11 protein-coding genes and 2 pseudogenes are annotated in these 21,665 nt (G+C 61.2%); 11 read left to right on the forward strand and 2 right to left on the reverse strand.

The window, feature by feature from the left end:
• The first annotated feature begins 231 nt into the window (after positions 1-231).
• The 11 genes and pseudogenes from IPP88_18605 (at position 232) to IPP88_18655 (ending at position 16,899) form a co-directional block, all read left to right on the forward strand.
• Entirely contained in the window at positions 232-1,851 is a 1,620-nt protein-coding gene (locus IPP88_18605; GenBank protein ID MBL0124644.1) for a chemotaxis protein, read from the forward strand.
• 99 nt (positions 1,852-1,950) lie between these two features.
• On the forward strand, positions 1,951-2,838 hold the full coding sequence (locus IPP88_18610) for a chemotaxis protein CheR (protein MBL0124645.1): 888 nt from the start codon (positions 1,951-1,953) through the stop codon (positions 2,836-2,838).
• Positions 2,839-2,876: 38 nt separating this feature from the next.
• A complete protein-coding gene (gene cheD / locus IPP88_18615) occupies positions 2,877-3,494 on the forward strand; it encodes a chemoreceptor glutamine deamidase CheD (GenBank protein MBL0124646.1) in 618 nt (205 codons plus the stop codon).
• Between the two features lie 183 nt (positions 3,495-3,677).
• Positions 3,678-4,635 (forward strand): annotated as a pseudogene (locus tag IPP88_18620) (chemotaxis response regulator protein-glutamate methylesterase).
• A gap of 352 nt (positions 4,636-4,987) precedes the next feature.
• Positions 4,988-5,487: pseudogene (locus IPP88_18625) on the forward strand (chemoreceptor glutamine deamidase CheD).
• A gap of 208 nt (positions 5,488-5,695) precedes the next feature.
• Positions 5,696-6,640: a phosphate/phosphite/phosphonate ABC transporter substrate-binding protein gene (locus IPP88_18630; GenBank protein MBL0124647.1), complete on the forward strand. Its 945-nt coding sequence runs from the start codon at positions 5,696-5,698 to the stop codon at positions 6,638-6,640.
• A gap of 4 nt (positions 6,641-6,644) precedes the next feature.
• Positions 6,645-10,688 (forward strand): response regulator, encoded by a 4,044-nt coding sequence (locus tag IPP88_18635; GenBank protein ID MBL0124648.1) that lies wholly within the window; start codon positions 6,645-6,647, stop codon positions 10,686-10,688.
• A 249-nt stretch (positions 10,689-10,937) separates the two neighbouring features.
• On the forward strand, positions 10,938-14,201 hold the full coding sequence (locus tag IPP88_18640) for a PAS-domain containing protein (protein MBL0124649.1): 3,264 nt from the start codon (positions 10,938-10,940) through the stop codon (positions 14,199-14,201).
• A gap of 97 nt (positions 14,202-14,298) precedes the next feature.
• Positions 14,299-15,531 (forward strand): response regulator, encoded by a 1,233-nt coding sequence (locus IPP88_18645; GenBank protein MBL0124650.1) that lies wholly within the window; start codon positions 14,299-14,301, stop codon positions 15,529-15,531.
• Positions 15,532-15,538: 7 nt separating this feature from the next.
• Positions 15,539-15,820 (forward strand): hypothetical protein, encoded by a 282-nt coding sequence (locus IPP88_18650; GenBank protein MBL0124651.1) that lies wholly within the window; start codon positions 15,539-15,541, stop codon positions 15,818-15,820.
• Between the two features lie 20 nt (positions 15,821-15,840).
• A complete protein-coding gene (locus IPP88_18655) occupies positions 15,841-16,899 on the forward strand; it encodes a PleD family two-component system response regulator (protein MBL0124652.1) in 1,059 nt (352 codons plus the stop codon).
• On the opposite strand, the gene IPP88_18660 is transcribed toward IPP88_18655, so the two are convergent.
• Entirely contained in the window at positions 16,829-19,234 is a 2,406-nt protein-coding gene (locus tag IPP88_18660) for a response regulator (protein ID MBL0124653.1), read from the reverse strand. The genes IPP88_18655 and IPP88_18660 overlap by 71 nt on opposite strands.
• A gap of 35 nt (positions 19,235-19,269) precedes the next feature.
• Complete coding sequence (locus IPP88_18665; GenBank protein MBL0124654.1) at positions 19,270-21,546, reverse strand: S8 family serine peptidase; 2,277 nt, start codon at positions 21,544-21,546, stop codon at positions 19,270-19,272.
• Positions 21,547-21,665: the final 119 nt, after the last annotated feature.

A 21,665-nucleotide genomic window follows, 5' to 3' on the forward strand; every position in this document is an offset into this window, starting at 1 on the left:
AAGAGTGAGCAAACCACTATCATCGCGGCAGCACAGCGTGCGGTCTGGTTGAGCTTCGGTCTTGGGCTTGCGGCGCTACTTGCAGGATTGTCGATCATCGTCTGGCTGACACGTTCGATCACCAGGCAACTCGGCGGCGAACCGGCGGCCGCCACCGCCGTGGCGAATCGCGTGGCCGGCGGCAATTTTTCCTCGGAAATTCCCGTGCGACGTGGCGATACGACAAGCCTCATGGCCTCCATGGCCAGGATGCAGCACGATCTGAAGGCGCGCATTGACGGGGACGCCAAGACCGCGGCCGAAATGCTGCGCGTCAAGAACGCCCTGGATCGCGTCACGTCCTGCGTAATGATTGCCGACGTAGCCGGCAATATTATCTACATGAACGAAGCGATAAGGCAGATGTTTCGCGAGGACGAGGTGGATATCCGCAAGGATCTACCGAACTTCAACGTCGCCACAGTGATCGGCTCCAGCGTGGACCAGTTTCACAAGCAACCGGGCTTTCACAAAATGTTGGCCGGGCTCACGCAGACGCACAAATCCTCGATGAATCTGGGCAACCACAGTTTTCAATTGACGACATTGCCGGTGATTGATGAGAACAACCAGCGCCAGGGCACAGCGGTGGAATGGGTGGAGCGCACGGCCGATGTTGCCGCACAAGCCGAAGTTGAAGCGTTGGTAGAGGCTGCCAACGGGGGAGACTTCAGCAAGCGCATTGCGGTCGATGGCAAGGAAGGATTTCTGCAATCACTGGCATTGGGAATCAATACGCTGATGCAAACCAGCTCGGTGGGCCTGCACGAAGTGGTGCGAGTACTTGGCGCGCTGGCCAAAGGTGACCTCACGGAAAAAATTACCAACGACTACAAAGGTACCTTCGGACAATTGAAGGATGATGCCAACCTGACCGTCGACCGTCTCACGGAGATCGTATCGAGCATCAAAGAATCCACCGAGTCGATTGCGCTCGCCTCCAAGGAAATTGCCGCTGGGAATACTGATCTTTCAGGCAGGACCGAGCAGCAGGCATCCAGCCTTGAAAAAACAGCCGCCTCGATGGTGGAGTTGACCGGTACCGTGAAGCAGAACGCCGAGAACGCCCGCCAAGCCAATCAGCTGGCCGCCGGGGCCTCGGATGTCGCCGTGCGCGGCGGTGACGTGGTCGGTCAGGTCGTGACCACCATGAGCTCGATCAACGAGAGCTCGAAGAAGATCGTCGACATCATCAGCGTCATCGACGGCATCGCCTTCCAGACCAATATCCTGGCGCTGAACGCGGCGGTCGAAGCGGCCCGGGCGGGCGAACAGGGCCGCGGCTTTGCGGTCGTGGCCACCGAAGTGCGCAACCTCGCCCAGCGCAGCGCGGCGGCGGCCAAGGAGATCAAGGAGCTCATTGGGGACTCCGTCGAGAAGGTCGGCGCGGGCACCAAGCTGGTCGACGAAGCCGGCAAGACGATGGAAGAGATTGTGAGCTCGGTGAAGCGGGTGACGGACATCATGGCCGAGATCACGGCGGCCTCCCAGGAGCAGAGCACCGGTATCGAGCAGGTGAATCAGGCGATCACGCAGATGGATGAGGTGACGCAGCAGAATGCGGCGCTGGTGGAACAGGCCGCAGCGGCCGCCGAGAGCATGGAAGAGCAGGCGGGGAATCTGTCGCAGGCGGTTGGGATATTCCGTCTCGCGGGAAATGCGGCAAGCGGCGGACAGAGACAGGTGGGACAGGTTGAGCGGCGGGAAACGGCGAGCCGGCCGAAGAATGTGGCGCGTTTGCCGAAGCGCGACAAATCGGCGATTACAAAGCCAAAAGCTGTCGGCGGCACCGATGAATGGTCGGAATTCTAATGTCTTTGCACCAATCTGCCGATATCCCTTATACAAATCTGCAAGTTCGCAAGTCCGCGAACCGGCTACCGGTAGCATCCAACAGGAGCAGTAAACGTCATGAGAACGGAATCCTCGCGCGCGAAGAATGTGGAAGCACCCGTCAGCGATAAAGTGCGTGAATTTGCATTTGACGATCATGATTTCGACCGCATCTGCAAGTTGATTTACCAGCATGCCGGCATCTCGCTTTCACGGCAAAAACGCGACATGGTGTACAGCCGCGTCGCCCGCCGTGTGCGCGCGCTGGGTCTGAATAACTTCGATGCTTACCTGTCACATCTGGACAATAGCGGGCCGGACGAATGGCAGGCGTTCACCAATTCATTGACGACCAACCTGACTTCATTTTTTCGCGAGGGCCATCACTTTCCGATTCTGGCTGAGCATGTGGCGCACCTGCGGCACCGGCCCATCCGCATCTGGTGCACGGCCGCGTCAACCGGCGAGGAGCCCTACTCGCTGGCCATCACCATGGCCGAGGCGATCGGCACCAAGGCATCACAAGTAAGGATTCTGGCCAGCGATATCGACACCAATGTCCTCGACCAGGCCGAGCGCGGCGACTACACGGCGGAGCGGGTCGAAAAGATGGAACGCTCGCGACTCGAACGATTCTTCCTGTGCGGCTCGGGCCCCAACGAAGGGCGTGTCAAGGTACGCCAGGAATTGCGCGACATGATCACCTTCCAGCGCATCAACCTGCTGGACAGCGACTGGAAACTGGCGGGGCCGTTTGACGCTATTTTCTGCCGCAACGTGATGATCTATTTCGACAAGCCCACACAGGCGCGCATCCTTGAGCGATTTGCGCCGCTACTGCGCCCGGATGGACTGTTGTTCGCCGGTCATTCCGAGAGTCTGTTTCACGTCAGCCACCTGTTTCAGCTTCGCGGTAAAACGGTGTATGGACTGTCTCCGCGCTATCTCGCGCCGGCCGCGCCATGAATCAGGTCGCCGCAAGACCGTCCAGAACGCCGGGGCCGATGCCGACCGGCGTGGACAGTCAATGTTTTGCTTCGAATCTGTACTTCGATAGGGTGCACGCCGTCGATGCGGCCAAGATCCTTCCCGGCGAGTACTACGCGACCGGCGAGAATATGCTCATCGTCACGGTACTGGGTTCCTGTGTGTCCGCGTGCATTCGCGATCCCGACCTCCAGATCGGCGGCATGAACCATTTCATGCTGCCGGAGAGCGATCCGGGCAAGGACTGCGCAGGCCCACTTTCCAAGGCCGCGCGTTACGGCAGCTATGCCATGGAATTGCTAATCAACCACCTGTTGAAAATGGGCGCGCGGCACAATCGGCTTGAGGCCAAGGTATTTGGCGGCGGGAATGTTCTGCCCGGCTTCACCAAGATGAATGTCGGCCAGCGCAATGCGGATTTCGTCCTGCAGTTTTTGAAATCGGAACAGATCCGCGTGACCGCGCGCGATCTGGTCGACATTTGTCCGCGCAAGGTTTACTTCTTCCCCACCACCGGCCGTGTGCTGGTGAAAAGACTGGCTGTGATGACCAACACCACCGTGATGGAACGCGAAATCGAGTACCGCAAGAAACTGGAGCAAGCCAAGGGTGGTGGCGAAGTTGAATTGTTCTAGCCGGAATATGCCGATTTTCCCGATCGGTTACGTATTGCACAACCGGACACACCTGAACATAACTGGAGTACACAAGTGATTGCCGCCAAGCCATCGGTTTCAAAAAAAATAAAAGTGTTGATCGTCGATGATTCAGCACTGATACGTTCGCTGTTGACCGAGATCGTCAATCGTCAGCCAGACATGATCGCCGTCGGCGCGGCCTCGGACCCGCTGGTGGCGCGCGAGATGATCCGCGCGCTCAATCCGGACGTACTGACGCTCGACGTCGAGATGCCGCGCATGGACGGCCTGGAGTTTCTGCGCAACCTGATGCGGCTGCGGCCGATGCCGGTGGTGATGGTATCCACGCTGACCGCACGCGGCGCCGAATCGACCATGCGCGCACTGGAACTGGGCGCCATCGATTACGTGACCAAGCCCAAAATCGATATCCACCATGGCGTCAAGGAAGCCGGCCAGGAGATCGTCGACAAAATTCGCGTTGCCTCCGCCGCGAAAATGCGCACCGTTATTCCTTCGGCCGCGCCACGACCGGTACTAGCATCCGTGGGAAACCGCCGGGCCAGCACGGAAAAGATCATCATCATCGGCGCCTCCACCGGCGGCACCGAGGCAGTCAAGGAGTTGCTGATGCAGTTGCCGCCGGATAGTCCCGGCGTGCTCATCGCACAGCACATGCCCGCGGGCTTCACGCTAAATTTCGCCAATCGCCTCAATACGCTGTGCCGCATCAGTGTGAAGGAGGCGGTTGATGGCGAGTATCGCCCCGGGCGGCCGCCATCTGGCACTCGACCGCAGCGGTGCCAATTACATCACGCGTATTCTCGACACCGATCTCGTCAATCGCCATCGCCCCTCGGTGGAAGTGCTGTTCAAATCCGCCGCCAAGCATGCAGGCCGCAACGTGCTCGGCGTGATGCTGACGGGCATGGGCAAGGACGGCGCGACGGCCATGCTGGAAATGAAACAGGCAGGCGCCTACAACGTCGCGCAGGACGAGGCGAGCTGCGTGGTGTTCGGCATGCCGCGCGAAGCGATTGCCACCGGCGCGGTGGATGAAGTACTGCCACTGAACAAAATTGCCGGCCATTTGCTGGCCCATGTCACGGCGTCGGGCACGGAACGTTTTCGCGTTTAAGTGCGGGTACGCAGGCGGTGGCCAGCAGCCATTCACGCGTCACGTTGTAATTTCGGAGCAAGCGTGCGGGAAAACAAGAACAGTCGTTCACGATGCCCGCCGCCCCGTGCAGCCGTGCCGTGTTCCTGTGGCGTGCCACGCAAATTTCCACTTGAAACTCCAGCATGGTCGGGGCTCGTGGACACAAAATGCCTGAAACACCTCGCCAGTGCTTGACTCTCGTCCCGCCCCCCGAACACAGCAGACCTGACCGAGATACAGCGTGGATGAGCCCAATCTGTATTACGACGACCAGATCGGCGCCGACGCGGCGAAGATTTTGCCGGGCGAGTATTACGTCACCACGCGCGACATGGTGCTGGTGACGGTTCTCGGCTCCTGCGTCACCACCTGCATCCGCGACAAGCTGTCGGCATCGGCGGGGCGAATCATTTCATGCTGCCCGATGCAGGCCCGGGGATCGATCACCCCGCCAACAACTCGGCGAACCACGGCGCATTTGCCATGGAAATGCTGATCAACAATCTGCTGGTACTGGGTGCACATCGCGCGCAACTCGAAGCCAAGGTGTTTGGCGGTGGCAATGTGCTTCCCGGCCAGTCACAATCAGAAACCGGTGCGCGCAATACGCAATTCGCGTTGCTCTTCCTTGCCACCGAAAAGATTCCGGTCGTGGCCAGGGATCTCGGCGGTGATTATCCCCGCAAGGTCTATTTTTTCCCGAAGACCGGCAAGGTACTGGTAAAAACGATGCACCGTATGCACAACAACACGATCGTGGAGCGGGAGGCACAATACAGTGCGCGCCTGCGGAGTATCCCGGTAGAGGGTGAGATCGAGCGGTCGGCGTGAAGAAGTGGCTGCGGTGTGCCTGTGCAGTATAGTTATTGGACGTTCTCAGGGGCACTTCTGAAAGCGCCGTCGTTCGCCCCCTCCCATCGGCCCGCGTCGCGATCGTCGCGCTTCACGCCACTGGTCGCACACATCCGCGCATCGCCGGAGAAAGCTGGCAATCACCCTCTTTTTCCACCGACGGACGTGGCGCGCGCTTACGCACAATATGGAGATGGATATCGGGCCGTCCGCGTTGGGCGGCTGCCGCATCACGCGCCAACACCGGCGCGAATTGCTCAACGGCAGGCTCATGGGAAAGAAGATGACGCATTTGGTAAAGTCCATTCTCGGGTCGTTGTGCGGCGCGGTGCTGATGATAGCGACGAACAATGCAACCGCCCAGGGAAATCGCATTTACAGTTTCGCGGTTGTCCCGCAATACAGTGCGACGGAACTGCACAAGGAATGGACGCCGGTCCTGCAGCGCATTTCCCGCGATACCGGCATTGCTCTCGAACTGCGGATTGCCGCGTCGATTCCGAAATTTGAAGCCGAATTTCTGAAAGGCACGCCTGATTTTGCGTACATGAACCCCTATCACGCGGTGATGGCCAAACAGGCCCACGCCTATCTGCCGATCCTGCGCGACAGCCAGCCGCTGTCTGGCATTTTGCTGGCGCGGCGGGATGGCGCCTACCAATCCATACGCGACCTGAATGGCCAGACGATTGCATTTCCGGCGCCCAACGCGTTCGGCGCGTCGCTATACATGCGCGCATTGCTGGCCGAGGATGCCGGAATCAAGATCGAGCCGCGCTACGTCAAGACCCATTCAAACGTCTATCGGCACGTGATCCGCAAAGATGTCGCGGCGGGCGGCAGCGTGAATGCTGCATTCAACGATGAGGTGCCCGAGGTCCGCGAGCAGTTGCGCATCATTTACCAGACACCCGAAGTGGCGTCGCATCCGGTGGTGGTGCATCCACGTGTCCCGCATGCCGTGAGCAAAGCAATTGCCGAGATCTTTCTGGCGTTGGGCAAGGACGAGGGCGGCCGCGCGCTGTTGAAAGACATTCGCACACCCAGGCCGGTCGCCGCGAACTATGAACGCGACTATTTGCCGCTGGAGAAACTGAACATCCGGAAATACCTCATGACGGAGAAAGAATAGCGGCATGGACGGATCGGCAACGATGGACAAGGATACGAATAACCAGCAGCCCCAAGCGCCACCGCCTGTCACGCCAAGGCCGCGCGGCTTGTCGCGTTGGCTGCCCCGCAGCCTGATGCATCAACTGATGCTGCTGACGACCGTTTGCCTGCTGATTTCCATCCTGAGCTACGGTGCCTACACCGCCCGAAAGCAAACCGCCCTCGCCGCTCAGACCATCAACGCACAAATGGCGGCGCTTGCCCAGAATCTGGCGACCATCAATGCCCATTTCATGATTACCGATGATCTGGCGGAAATAGAAGCCATCACGATGCAGACGGCGACGGTTCCCGGGATCCATTCAGTGGTCGTGACTGACGCGGCGGGCAAGCCGATGAGCGAGATCGTCAATCGTGGCGGCCGCTGGTCAATCGGCTTCAGCACGGAAAAATTGGCCGTACCGGCCTTTGCCAAACCTGTCACACAAATCGAGAAACAGGACGCCACCTTGTCGACGTGGCGCCGGGCGGTCGGCAGCGCCGAAATACTTTCAGCGTGGCATCCGGTCTCCGCGGGCTCGCCACTGGGATGGGTGCGCGTAAGCTACGGCCTGGAAAGTTTGCATCAAGCTGCGGTGGATATCTGGACGCAGGCGCTGCTTGCCATCGCATTGGCGGTCGGCATGACGCTTTCCCTGCTGGCGCTTCTGTTGCGCCCCCCCATGCGCGCGCTACAAGCAGCAACGCGATTCGCGGGTGAACTGGACCATGCCCTCGGTGCAAAAATTCAAGTCTCCACCGGCGCCGCCGAAATCATGGCGCTCGACAATGCATTGAACATCGTGTCAACGCGCCTCCTTGCCCAGAACACGGACTTGAACAATCAAAAATTCGCGCTTGACCAGCATGCGATTGTCAGCATCACCGATCTCGACGGAAATATCACCTACGCCAATGATCGATTCTGCGAAATCAGCGGCTATTCACGCGCTGAATTGATGGGCAAGAACCACCGCATCGTCAAATCAGGCTTTCACCCGGCCGAACTTTTTACCGAGCTCTGGCACACCATTTCTACCGGCAATGTCTGGCACGGCGAGATCAAGAACCGCAAGAAGGACGGCAGCCCTTACTGGGTCGATGCCACCATCGTGCCGTTACCGGGTGCCGACGGGCTGCCACGTCAATACATCGGTATTCGTACCGATATCACCGCCAGCAAAAATGCCGGACGCGAGTTGGCGCGCGAACGCCAACGGCTGGACAACATCATTGAAGGCACCAACGTCGGCACATGGGAATGGAACCTCGAGACCGGCGAGACCATCCTGAATGAACGTTGGGCACAGATCGTCGGCTACACGCTGGCCGAACTGGGCGCTACCACCATTGACACCTGGATGGCGCGGGCGCACCCGGATGACGTAAGTCAGGTCCGAGAACGGATTGCGCGGCATTTCCGCGGCGAAACACCGGCGCTGGAATGTGAATTTCGCGTGCGGCACAAGAACGGTCACTGGGTCTGGGTATTGACGCGTGGCAAGATCATCGGCCGCCGCAACGATGGCGGGCTGCACTGGATGGCGGGCACGCACATGGACATCAGCGAGCGCAAGCAGGCCGAGGCGGAAATCCAGCGTAGCGCGCAGCTGTTGCGCGGTTCGATCAATGCACTGGACGATGCTTTCGCGCTGTTCGACCCCGAGGACCGGCTGGTGCTGTGTAACCAGCGTTACCGGGATCTTTACGAAGACAGCGCCGACATGATCGTGCCGGGCAACAGCTTTGAGCATATTGTCCGTACCGGCGCCGAGCGCGGCCAATATGCGGAAGCCATCGGGCGCATTGATGAGTGGGTTGCCGAGCGCCTGGCGCTCCACCGCCAACCCTCGTCGCAGCTGATACAACGGTTCAGCGATGGGCGGGTGTTGCGCGTGGTCGAGCGCAAAATGGCTGACGGGCATACGGTCGGCTTTCGCATCGACATCACCGAACTGGTGCGCGCCACCGAGGCCGCACAGGCGGCGTCACAGGCGAAGAGCCAGTTCCTGGCCAACATGAGCCACGAAATCCGCACGCCAATGAATGCGATCCTCGGCATGCTTGCTCTGCTGCGCAAGACGGAACTTTCATCGCGTCAGGCCGATTACGCCGGTAAAACCGAAGGCGCCGCGCGATCCCTCCTCGGCCTGCTGAACGAGATACTGGATTTTTCCAAGGTCGAGGCGGGCAAGATGACGCTCGACCCGCATCCATTCCGCATCGACCAGTTGCTGCGCGACTTGTCGGTCATCCTCTCGGCGAACGTCGGACCGAAAAAAGTCGAGGTGCTGTTCGATATCGATCCGGCGCTGCCTCACGATTTGGTTGGCGATGCGATGCGGTTGCAGCAGGTGCTGATCAATCTGAGTGGCAATGCCATCAAGTTCACCGCAGAAGGCGAGGTGGTGGTGTCGATAACAGTCCTGCATCAGGATGTGAATTCCGTCACGCTGGAGATCGCCGTGCGCGACACCGGCATCGGCATCGCGCCGGAGAACCAGGCTCGCATCTTCAGCGGATTCTCGCAGGCCGAGGCGTCCACCACCCGGCGCTTTGGTGGTACCGGTCTCGGTGTTGCTATCAGCCAGCGCCTGGTGGCGCTGATGGGGGGCGAGCTCAAACTCGAGAGCGCGCTCGGTAAAGGCAGCCGCTTTCATTTTTGTGTCACGTTGCCGCTGGCGGCCGCTTCCTCGGAGCATGCAACGGACAAGGCGCCCTCACCCGCATCGATGCGCGCACTCGTCGTCGACGACAACCCTACCGCCTGTGCCGTGCTGGCACGCATGGGCCGATCGCTCGGCTGGACAATTGATATTGCCCATAGCGGCGAACAGGCGCTGGAAATGCTGCAATCGCAGACCGCGGCCGACATTGCCTGCCAGATGGTGTTCATGGATTGGCAGATGTCGGGGATGGATGGTTGGGAAACCTGCCGGCGCATTCGCGCGCTCGGGCCGCGCGGCGCGACGCCCATCGTGGTGATGGTCACGGCGCATGGCCACGAGATGCTCGCGCAGCGCAGCGAGACAGAACAGGCGCTGCTAGATGGCTTCCTGGTCAAGCCGGTTACCGCATCGATGCTGTTCGATGCGGTAACCGATGCTCGCGCCCGCCTTGAGGGTCCGCACCCTCATTCGGCCTCCCATGCGCCGCCACGCACGCATGGCGCGCGGCGCGCCACCGCCGAAGCGCGGCGCCTGGCGGGGATACGCATTCTCGTTGCGGAGGACAACCTCATTAACCAGCAAGTTGCGCGCGAATTGCTTGAAGGTGAAGGCGCGCTGGTACAGATTGCCAACCACGGACAGGAGGCGATCGAGGCGCTTGCCGCCGCACAGCCAATGTTCGATGCCGTGCTGATGGATCTGCAGATGCCGGTGATGGATGGCTTCACCGCGACCAGCCGGATCCGTCAGGACCTCGGGCTACAGGCCTTGCCCATCATCGCGATGACCGCCAACGCCATGTCCTCCGATCGCGAGGCGTGCCTGGCCGCCGGCATGAACGACCACGTCGGCAAACCCTTTGACCTGAGCCACTTGGTGCGCGTGCTGAGTAAGCACACAGGCCGTCAGGACCGGCCAGACGATGCCGCCACCGTGGCTGCCGGACCAACCGCCCTTCCAATGAACGTGAATGCAGCCGCCATCGCCGTGGGCGTGGATATCGCTGCCGCGCTTGACCGTATCGAGGACAATCGGGAGCTCTATCATGACCTGCTGCGCATCTTTGTTCAGGATCTGGCTGATATGCCCTCCCAGCTCTCCTCTCTCGTTTCGCAGGGCGATGATGAAGCGGTCCTCCGCATTTTGCACACGCTCAAGGGCGTGGCTGCGACGCTTGGCGCGTCGACACTCACATCCTCGGCTGTCTTGTATGAGGATCTATTCAAGTCCGGCCCCACGCGCACCGAAGCGGTCGCGGCCATGAAACGTGCCACCGCTGACATCACTGCTGCGGGCGTGAACCTTGCGGCACTATTGCACTTGCTGGAGATTGAAGAGGATTCCTGCGCATCCCAATGAAATGAAAAAGTGCGGGCAAGCCGAACCTTTCTGCTGACGGCGCGCATGCCTGTGTAGATCTCATTGTTCTTTGCCAACCCGCAGCCGGCGCTTACCGATGCAAGGCTTGCAGGGTATCGGCTGAGTTAGCCGGTATTCACCCGCTTTTTTCAGGCATTGTTCGGCTCCCGTGCTGAGCATACTTAATTCAGTTCTTTCACTGCGGGCCGGGAAGTCATCCGTACCCGTTCGAGAGGGGAATTCAACAACATGCTGTGGCGCAAATACGATTGGACCGCGGCAACTGCGATTCCGGCAGTCGTGTTCCTGCTCGGGTTATGCATTTCCGCCACAGCGGGCTGGTGGGTAAAGCGCGACATCGATACAAAGTCCGAGGCCACGTTTCAACACAGCGTGGACCGCGTCTCCGCGGAAATATCGCGACGCTTTCGGCAGCCGCTCTATGGGCTGCAAGGTGCAAAGGGCATGTATGCCGCCAACTCGCAAATCACGCGCGCACAATTTCGCGCCTATGTCGACTCGCGTGATCTGGCGCGTGAGTTCCCCGGCGTAAACGGTTTCGGTTTCATCAAGCGCGTTCCGCGCACGGATCTGGACGCGTTCCTTGCCGCCGAAAGAGCCGACGACGCGCCGCAGTTCGCTATCCGCCGGCTCGGCAACGAGAACATGCTGGTCCCCAAGGATCTATACATCATCAAGTTCATCGAGCCTCTCGGCCACAATTTTGCCGCCTTTGGGCTCGATCTGGGGTCCGAGCGCCTGCGGCGAGCCGGCATTGAACAAGCCATCGAGACCGGTGACCCCACGCTCAGCGCGCCGATCACACTGGTGCAGGATGAACGGCGCGGCGCGGGATTCCTGTTATTCGTGCCGGTGTTTCGGCACGGCACGGACCCAACGACAGCCAGCCAACGGCGGTCGGCGTTGATCGGTCTGTTATACGCCCCGATGTTCGCGGCGGATTTGCTGCGTGGCATCGCCGATGTCGACGCAGAATTAGCGGATTTCGAACTGTACGACGTTACCGGCACCGCCGGCTCGGTACCGGCGAGCCAGCGCGTTTTCGATTCCTTCAACAGCGCCAGTCATCCCGGCCATATCATCGCAACGCCGCTCCACAGCCGCTTCCAGGCGATGCGCAATGTGGAGTTGCCTGGTCGTGACCTCAAGCTGCGGGTGCGCAGCACACCGCAGTTTGACGCGACCATTTCAGGCTCGCCTCCTTGGTTGCTGTTCGCGGGAGGCGCACTGATCAGCGCCATGCTCGCCATGTTGCTGCGAAAACAAGCGTCCGGCCGCCATCGCGCCGAGGTATTTGCGCAGCACATGACCACCGATCTCGAACGCCTCGCACAGGTGGCCAAGCACACCTCGAATGCGGTGCTGATCACCGACCGTGAGTTGCGCATCACCTGGGTCAACGAGGGCTTCAATCGTATCTACACGCAATTCAACGGCCGTGCACCCGGTGATATGTCGGGCAAAACTCTCAACGAACTCCTCAAGCTCACCAGCGGCAAAATCGAGCCGGCCATGTTGAAGACGCTGGCCAATGCGATTGCCAGCGGCGCCTGCTGCCGTATCGAGATTTCCCACCGCGCGGAAGGTGGCTGCGAGCACTGGCTCGATGTCGAGCTACAACCGCTACATGATTCCCGTGGCGAACTGACCGGCTACATGGAGATCGGCAGCGACATCACCGAACGCAAACGCGCAGACATTGAACTGCGCAAGTTGTCGCGCGCGATCGAGCAAAGCCCGGCCTCTATCGTCATTACCGACCGCGCTGGATTGATCGACTATGTAAATCCCCGCTTTGAACAGGTATCGGGTTACCCAAAAGCCGAAGTGATCGGCCGGAATCCTCGCATTCTCCAGTCCGGGCGCACGGCGCCGGCGGTCTACAAGGAACTTTGGGCGGCGATTTCGGCCGGCGAAGAATGGCGCGGCGAGCTTTGCAACCGTCGCAGGAACGGCGAGCCGTATTGGGAAATTGCCGCGATCTCGGGTGTCAGGGGGGAAAACGGCGAGATTGAGCACTACATCGCCGTAAAGGAGGACATCACTGATCGCAGGCAGGCGGAGATGGAATCACGCCACCAAAGCGAGGTGATGAGCAGTGTGCTGGAGAACCTTCCTTGCGGCTTGAGCGTGTTCAACGCCGACCTGCGCCTGGTCGCCGAGAACGCTAAATTCCGGCACATCCTCGACCTGCCGGACACGCTGTTCGACGTGGCGCTTCCCGATTTCGAGGACATCATTCGCTTCAGCGCCGCGCGCGGCGAGTACGGCACGGATGACATCGAAGCCACGGTGAAGGCGATCGTCGACCGTGCGCGGCTGCCATCGGTACCATACCAGTTTGAACGCATCGGTCCGACCGGTACGCCGCTGGAAATCCGTGGCAGCCCGATGCCAGGTGGCGGCTTCGTGACCACCTATACCGATATCAGCGCTCGCCGCCAGGCAGAGACCGAAGTCAAGCGCAGCACCGAGCTGTTGCGCGGCGCCATCGACGCCATCGACGAGGCATTCGTGCTGTTTGATCCCGATGACCGGCTGGTTTTTTGCAACGACAAATATCGACATATTTTCGGCTCAATGGCGGAACCGATCGTGCCGGGAATGTCTTTCGAGGATGTCCTGAGAAGATATGCGGAGCACTACGAGTGCCCGGCGCACAGTACGTCGGTCGATGAATGGGTGGCCGAGCGCAAGGCCGCGCATAATACAGGCGACACCACGGTGGTGCAGCGCCTGAACGACGGCCGCAGCCTGCGTATTGTCGAGCGCAGGATGCCCGACGGCCACATCGTCGGTTTTCGCATCGATATCACGGAGCTGGTACGTGCGACCGAGGCCGCGCAGGAAGCCAAAGCCATTGCCGAGGCCGCCACCATCGCCAAGAGCCAATTCCTCGCCAACATGAGCCACGAAATCCGCACGCCGATGAACGCGATCCTCGGCATGCTTGCGCTGCTGCGCAAGACCGAGCTCACCAACCGCCAGGCAGACTACGCCGCCAAGACCGAGGGCGCCGCGCGCGCGCTACTGGGACTGCTCAACGATATCCTGGACTTTTCGAAGGTCGAAGCCGGCAAGATGACGCTCGACCCGCATCCGTTTCGCATCGACCAGTTGCTGCGCGACCTGTCGGTCATTCTCTCTGCCAACATCGGCCCGAAAAATGTCGAAGTACTGTTCGACATCGATCCGGCGCTGCCGCGGCATCTTGTCGGCGATGCGATGCGATTGCAGCAGGTACTGATCAACCTGAGCGGCAATGCCATCAAGTTCACCGCCGAAGGTGAAGTGGTGGTGTCATTGAAAGTTGCGAATCTGGAAGCAAACGCGGTGACACTCGAAATTTCCGTGCGCGACACCGGCATCGGCATCGCCCGGAAAACCAGACACGCATTTTCAGCGGCTTCACGCAGGCGGAGGCCTCAACCACCCGCCGTTTTGGCGGAAGCGGCCTGGGGGTGGCCATCAGTCAACGCCTGGTGGCGCTGATGGGTGGCGAACTCAAGCTCGAAAGCACACCAGGCAAAGGCAGCCGCTTTCACTTTTTGCGTCGCCCTGCCGGTCGCACCCGAACCCGCGGACGAAGGTGCGGTCGCTACGGCGCCTGCTGCCTCCGCTACGCGCGCTTGTCGTTGACGACAACCCAACCGCTTGCGAGGTACTGGATCGCATGGCCCGCTCACTCGGCTGGACAGTGGACGTCGCCGCCAGCGGTGAACAGGCGCTTGATATTTTGCGGACAAAAAATGCAACCGGCATCCATTACCAGGTCGTGTTTGTTGATTGGCAGATGCCGGGATTGGACGGCTGGGAAACGAGCCAGCGCATTCACCAGCTCGGATTGACCGGCGCGGTCCCGGTGGTGGTGATGGTCACCGCCCATGGCCGCGAGATGCTTGCGCAGCGCAGTGAAGCCGAACAAACGCTGCTCGACGGCTACCTTGTCAAGCCGGTCACCGCCTCCATGCTGTTCGATGCCGTGGTCGATGCGCGATCCGGCCACGCGCACCCGCATCCGTCGCAACGTGGCAGTTCCGCCACGGGCACACGGCTGGCAGGCATGTATTTACTTGTGGCCGAGGATAACCTTAATAACCAGCAAGTTGCACGCGAATTGCTGGAAAGCGAAGGCGCGACGGTGCAGATCGCCAATGACGGCCGGGAAGCGGTCGAGGCGGTTGCCGCCGCCCAACCGCCATTCGATATCGTACTGATGGATCTGCAGATGCCAGTAATGGATGGTTTTACCGCGACCAGCCGGATTCGTCAGGACCTTGGTCAACATGCCATTCCCATCATTGCAATGACCGCCAACGTCATGGCATCCGATCGCGCAGCTTGTCTGGCGGCCGGCATGAACGACCATGTCGGCAAGCCCTTCGATCTGAACCACCTGGTGCGCGTGCTGAGGAAGTACACCGGCCAGCCTGAGTGGCCAGAGCTCAAGTTGGGCGTACCCGAACTTGCGTTGCCGGCAGTGGTCATCGACGCGGCCATCACCGCGGATGTGGACATTGCGGTTGCGTTAAAACGGATCGACCGCAATCTGGGACTCTATCAGCGGATGCTGCGCACGTTCATCAAGGACTTGTCCGGCATGCCCTCTCAGCTTTCAGAACATGTGGCACGAAACGAATCCGAGTCCGCCATTCGGCTGCTGCACACACTGAAAGGTTTGGCGGCCACGCTGGGTGCGACGGCACTCGCAGGCGTTGCGGCAAGGGGCGAAAAGCAACTGGCCGCGAGCACCGCACCCGGAGGCCGCCGCGATCGCGCAACAGGCATCGGATGCTATCCGCGCGGCGAACCCCAGCCTTGAAGTACTCTTGCAGGCATTGCAAGTCACGGATTCGCCGCCCGCCACGACAGCAACAACACCTCTCGACGTCGACACCGCGCTGATCGCACTGCACTCGATGCACGAGCAATTGCGCAACGCCGACATGGCGGCGACGGATTCGATGGCCGCATTGCAGCGGCAATTTGGCAGTAACTTGTGCGCGCAACTGCGCCCCATGGAAGACGCGGTGGGCGCGCTCGACTTCGATGGTGCTCTACGGTTTTGTAAAGAACTCATCAATGAACTCAAACAGGGCCAGCCCGCATGAGTGCGCTCGCGCCCGGTGAAATGAATTTCATCTCCGGCTTCGCCGTCCAGCCGCCGCGCCGGCCGCGGATATTGGTGGTGGACGACCAGCCCGTCAACATCCAGACGCTCTATCAGGCGTTCTCCGCCGACCATCAGGTGCTGATGGCCACCGGTGGCGAGCAGGCGCTCGCGCTCTGCGCAAGCCACCAGCCCGACCTGGTGCTGCTGGATGTGATGATGCCCGGCATGGACGGCTATGAGGTCTGCCGCCGGCTCAAGGCCGATGCGGCGACGCGCGACATTCCTGTGATCTTTGTGACCGCCCACAACGATGAAGCGGCCGAGACACGCGGCCTTGAACTCGGCGCGGTGGATTTCATCTCCAAGCCAATCAACCCGAATATCGTGCGCGCGCGGGCCAAGACTCACCTGACACTAAAGGCGCAAGCGGATCTGCTGCGTCAATGGGTGTACATCGACGGCCTCACGGGCGTGCACAACCGGCGCCACTTCGATGAACGGCTGGCCGCCGAGTGGGGACGGGCCGTGCGCAATAACACCGCGCTCAGCGTCGTGCTGCTGGATGTGGACTACTTCAAACGCTACAACGACCGTTATGGCCATCAGGCTGGCGATGAATGCCTGCGCAAGATTGCCGCCACCCTGAAGGAAGGCCTCCGGCGGCCCACCGATCTGGTCGCTCGCTATGGAGGCGAAGAATTCGTTTGCCTGTTGCCGGATACCGATCCGCGCGGCGCGATTCAACTCGCCGAGCGGCTCGGGCAACAAGTATTTGCACGGCAGATCGAGCACGCCGACTCGTCGGTCGCGCCGGTGGTCACCGTGAGTCTGGGTGTCTGCTGCAAGAGTGACGTCGCAGTCGGCAGCGCGGCGGCACTCCTGCGCGGCGCCGATGCGCAGCTCTACATAGCCAAGGAGCGCGGACGGAACCGGACGTGTTGGGCCGAGCTGAATTCGCCGCAAACTCTGTGTGCGCCGCACGACCCGGCAACCGAAGAGGACATTGTCAAGTCGATTTCGACGGGACAGACTGTGCCAGCCGCGCAAACGCCTCACATAAATCTTCCACCGCATTAGCCTTGAAAATCAATTCCAGCACGCCCGCACCTTCCGCCTGCGAATGCAACGCCTCGTCGATGAAACCCGAGGCCACCGCCACGGGCAGGTTTGAACGGATCAAGCGAACGGCCCGGGCCACGTCAAGCCCCGACATGCCCGGCATGTTGTAATCGGTCACCACCAGGTCGAATGCAGCGGGGTCGGCGCGTAGCGCATCGAGCGCTTCACGCTGGTCGATGTAACCACTGACACGGAAACCACGGCGCTCCAGTAAACGCTGAACCAGGAACACCAGCGACTCGTCGTCATCGAGGTAGAGAATATGCCGGGAGCCACCGATATCCGGCGTCGCCATGGCTGCTCCCGTATCAATCGGTGCGACATCGGTTGCCGCATCGGCGGCCGGCAGGTAAATATTGAATGTCGCACCCTTGCCCGGCTGGCTGTCGACGACAATCGCGCCTTCATGCGTCTGCACAATGCCGTGCACCACGGAAAGCCCCAGACCGGTGCCCTGGCCAACTTCCTTGGTAGTAAAAAATGGCTCGAAAATTCTCTCTAACGTGTCCGCGTCCATGCCTGGTCCATCATCGCTCACCGCAAGCCGCACCGTGCGGCCCGGGTGCCTCGCGTGCAATGCGCGTAGTGCCGGATGCGTCGCTGCCATGGCGTCGTCGAATTGCACGGTCTCCAGACGGATGCCGATATGCCCGGTACCGGCATGGATCGCTTGCATGGCGTTGGTGGCAATGTTGATCAGCACCTGCTGAATCTGCGTGGCGTCGGCCAGCACCGGCGGCACACCGGCGTCGCGGTGAACTTCCAGCGTTATGCGGGCCGGCAGCGTGGCGCGCAGCAGGCGGACCGACTCTTCGATGATGGGGGCAAGCGGAATCCGTCTGCGCTCGGTGGCTTGCCTGCGGCTGAAGGAAAGGATCTGCTGCACCAGGTCGCGCGCGCGGGTACCGGCCTTGCGAATTTCGGACAGGCTCTCCAGCGCCAGAGGATTGCTGCTCGCGTCCTGACGCGCCAGTTCGACGTTGCCGAGGATGGTGGCCATGATGTTGTTGAAATCGTGGGCAATGCCACCGGCGAGCGTGCCGATGGCCTGCATTTTCTGGGATTCGCGCAGTTGCGCTTCGAGCGACGCGCGCGCGGCTTCGGCCTGCTTGCGCTCGCGGATGTCCTGCATCTGCACAATGAAATCCGACTCGCTGGCGCCATCGCCGAAATCGGCTACGCTGAAGGCGACGCCCATCTCCTCGCCATGCTTGTCGATGCAAAGCAGCTCATGCTGTGTCGTGGCGCCGGCGCCTTCGGTGATCCTGGCAATGTCATTGAGCAATATCGAGAATTCCTTTGCCGGCATGAAGGTGCGCAGTGCCCCGCCCAGAAGCTCGGATTCCTCGTAGCCCAGCATGTTGCAGACGGCCGGATTGACCTGGCGGATTTCGCCGGTGGCCGAGACCAGCGCCATGCCGATGGCGGCATTGGTAAACGCGCCGTGAAAGCGCGCCTGACTGCGCACCATTGCCGCGGCATGGGTTTGCGCGCGCAGCGATTGCTGATTGGCGGCATCCAGCAATGCCGCCTGCGTGCGCCGTTCCACTTCCGCGCGTTCAAACAGAAAGTGCGCGGACGATAGCGACAACACGATCGTCGGCGAGGCGGCAAACGCCACCCACGCGCCAAATTTTGCGCCCGCATAGTAAAGCAGGCCGGCGATAGCGGCGCTGCACACATGCGCGACCGCCATCCAGTTGCGATCCTTGAACAACGCGATCACATCAAGCCGTTCGTTGCGCTTCAGCGCCAGCAGCAATGACGGCAGCAGATTGCTCAGCGCGCTGTACAAAATGGCAAACAGGGTGAGCATCAACATCATGACCGCGCCATTCAGCAAGTCAGCCCGTTCCAGCGCCGCGCGCGCGGCGAGGAAGCCGTAGCCACTCACCGCGATCGTGACCGTTGCCATCGCCGGCGTGCCAAACCAGCTGGTCCAGCGCCGCGACGTGCGCACGGCGCCGATAGCGCCTTCCAGGGCCGCCGCGACAATGGCCGCTTCCACGCCGAACAACAACAGCGCCAGGAAAATGAAAATTTCACCCCCGGCAACCGACAGCTTGGTGCCCGGAATCCTTACCGGGAAAAACGCGACGGCGCCGACAAATGCGGCGGCCAGCGCAATCTGCACCATTGCGGCCGCCGGCATGGCCGCGACAAGAAGGAGCGCATGGGCGAGCAGCGCGTAGCCGATGCCGGCAACGATCCACCAGTAGGCCCGAGTCGAAACGTTGTAGTCGCGCATGCCGGTTCTATAGAGTAGTGGTGAAGTGGAAGTGGTCGAGTTCATCGGGCTCAAGTGCACACTGGGCGGCACGCATGGGATCAGAGTTCGCCCAGCAGGCTGGAATCGTTGGCGTTGGCTACGCCGGTCTGACCGGATTCGCTGAGGATCACGCCTTCGCTGAGGATCACGCCTTCGCTGAGGATCACGCCTTCGCTGAGGATCACGCCTTCGCTGAGGATCACGCCTTCGCTGAGGATCACGCCTTCGCTGAGGATCACGCCCTCGCTGAGAATCACGCCGCTGCCGAGTACGTAGCCGCTGCCCGCCTGCAACCAGCTACTGAGCGATGCGGTCGGCGTGAACGCACCGGACTTGGCAATCGAAGAACTCGTGCCCAACAGCAAGGTGCCCGATACCACGCCGGCAGTCACCAGCGATTGATTGGGGGCCGGTGCCCAGGTGATCGATTTGACATAGGTATTGGCGGTCGCCGCCGTCGCCGAGGGCCAGTAGGTGACCGTGTGACGCCGCGCCACGCCGCGGGCCCACACCAGACGGTGATCGTAGATCGGCTGGTATTTGGTAAACAGCGCGCTGCCGCTGGCGATCTGGTTGCCGCCGACATAGACGATGCGGCTCCAGTTGAAGGTCTGGCCGTTGATGGTGGAGGTTGCAGCAGGCATGGTCTTGCCGGTGGCCAGCAACGTAGCCCCGGAAGCGATGGTGCCGGCTTCGACGGCGGTCTTGACGTCGGTACGCAGCGCCTTCGCGAGTTGCACCGCGCCGTCGACGTTCAGGAGTCCCGCGCCTTGCTGAAGAAGATTGGCGCCGGTGATCGGCTGTGCCGAATACTGCAGGATGGCCTTGATCAGCGGCGGCGTGAGGCCAGGGTTGGCTTGCAATATGAGAGCAACTGTCCCGGTGACCACTGGGGCGGCGATCGAGGTGCCGCTGAGATTCATCAGCGCCACTTTGCCGTTCTGCCCCGCTCCGCCAAAGGGCGAGGACAGGACTCCGTAGGTTTTGCCGAGGTAGTTCCACGATCCGCCAGCGCCAGCCTTGTCGGTGGCCAGGGCACCGACGATCTTGTTGCCGGGTGCGAGAAGGTCGGGCTTGAGCAGGTTGTCGACCTGCCGCACGCCGCTCGCGTCAATGTACGAGCCGCGAGTCGGGCCACGCGAGCTGAACAGGTTGACGGTGTCGTCGCTACGCGCGGTGGTGCCGTGGGTGTTGGCCGCGCCGACGGTGATCACCGAGGGCTCGTGCCCGGGCGAGCTGATGGTGCCGAAGCGCTCGGCGCCGCTGGCGCTCTGGCCGAAGTTGCCCGCGGCCACCACCACCGTGATGCCTGCAGCCACCGCGCTGCGCGCCGCGCGCGCCAGCGGGTCGGTCTGCCAGCTTTCGGTGGAGTCCGCGGCCAGGCTGAGGTTCATCACGCGGATGTTGTATTCCTTGGCGTGGTAGATCACCCAGTCGATGCCGGCCAGCGCGTCACTCAACTGGCCGACGCCATTGGCATCGAGCACCTTGACGTCGTACAGGTTGGCATTTGGCGCGATGCCGGTTGAATCATTCGCTTGGTAGTAGCCGCGCCCGGCAGCGACGCTGGCCACGTGCGTACCGTGGCCGTAGAGGTCCGGCCGGTTGATGGCCAGCGAGTTGATCTTCGACTCGTAGGTCGCCATCGTTGCGCTGCCGGGGTAGAGGGAGGCCGAGACGTCGATACCGATGGACCAGTCCTTGACGCCCAGCGCCGTGGCGTCACCAACCATCTGCAAGTCCACCGCCTTGAGCACGCGCGTGGTCTTGCCGTCCTTGCCCAGCAGGTTCGAGTGTTGTTCCAGGATGCCGGAGTCGAGCACCGCAATGCCCACGCCGGCGCCGTCCAGCCCGGTGTAGGTCGTCGTCGTGCTGTACGTGCGCACGTTGGAGGTGAGCGCGCCGGTGACGTATTCCAGCGTGCTGGCGGTGCGCGCTGTCAGGCGGTCGGGCGAGATGCCCTGGACGTCGCTGCGCGCGGCAATCGCCGCCACCTGGCTGGATGGCAGCATCGCCGACAGGGCAGTCGCCGACACATAGCGGAAGTACGCCGAACCGCCTCTGGCCAACACGTCGGCACGCAGCGCAACAAGATCCGGATCGGTGCTATTGCTGATGACCAGTACCTTGACGTAGCGAATGCCGTTTATGTCTTTCGCCCAGTTCAACGTGGGCGTCTTCGATGCGCCGATGACCTGCTGCAGGTCGGTGGCGATTTTGCTCGCCGGTGCGGTCGCGGCGTGTGCACGTTGCATGTCGAGCGACGCGACCAGCAGCGCCAGCGCGAGAAGGATCCAGGTCAGCGTGCTGCGCCAGCGTTTGCGGTCACTTGGCACCGCGACCAAAACACCGGCGGAGCTGAGCGGATGCTGGACTGCGCACAAAGAATGGAAAAAAACCGTTAGCTGTTTTCATATGACACCTCTGAGAAGTTTTTCTGCTGCGTTGGTTCTGA

It is taken from the genome of Betaproteobacteria bacterium (genome assembly GCA_016720925.1).
Taxonomy (GTDB): domain Bacteria; phylum Pseudomonadota; class Gammaproteobacteria; order Burkholderiales; family Usitatibacteraceae; genus UKL13-2.

Bases quoted from the DNA above. Each gene is read 5' to 3' on its own strand.
- IPP88_18605 (MBL0124644.1), top strand. From the start codon at position 232: ATGGCCTCCATGGCCAGGATGCAGCACGATCTGAAGGCGCGCATTGAC.
- IPP88_18610 (MBL0124645.1), top strand. From the start codon at position 1,951: ATGAGAACGGAATCCTCGCGCGCGAAGAATGTGGAAGCACCCGTCAGC.
- cheD (MBL0124646.1), top strand. From the start codon at position 2,877: ATGCCGACCGGCGTGGACAGTCAATGTTTTGCTTCGAATCTGTACTTC.
- IPP88_18630 (MBL0124647.1), top strand. From the start codon at position 5,696: ATGGAGATGGATATCGGGCCGTCCGCGTTGGGCGGCTGCCGCATCACG.
- IPP88_18635 (MBL0124648.1), top strand. From the start codon at position 6,645: ATGGACGGATCGGCAACGATGGACAAGGATACGAATAACCAGCAGCCC.
- IPP88_18640 (MBL0124649.1), top strand. From the start codon at position 10,938: ATGCTGTGGCGCAAATACGATTGGACCGCGGCAACTGCGATTCCGGCA.
- IPP88_18655 (MBL0124652.1), top strand. From the start codon at position 15,841: ATGAATTTCATCTCCGGCTTCGCCGTCCAGCCGCCGCGCCGGCCGCGG.
- IPP88_18660 (MBL0124653.1), bottom strand. From the start codon at position 19,234: ATGAACTCGACCACTTCCACTTCACCACTACTCTATAGAACCGGCATG.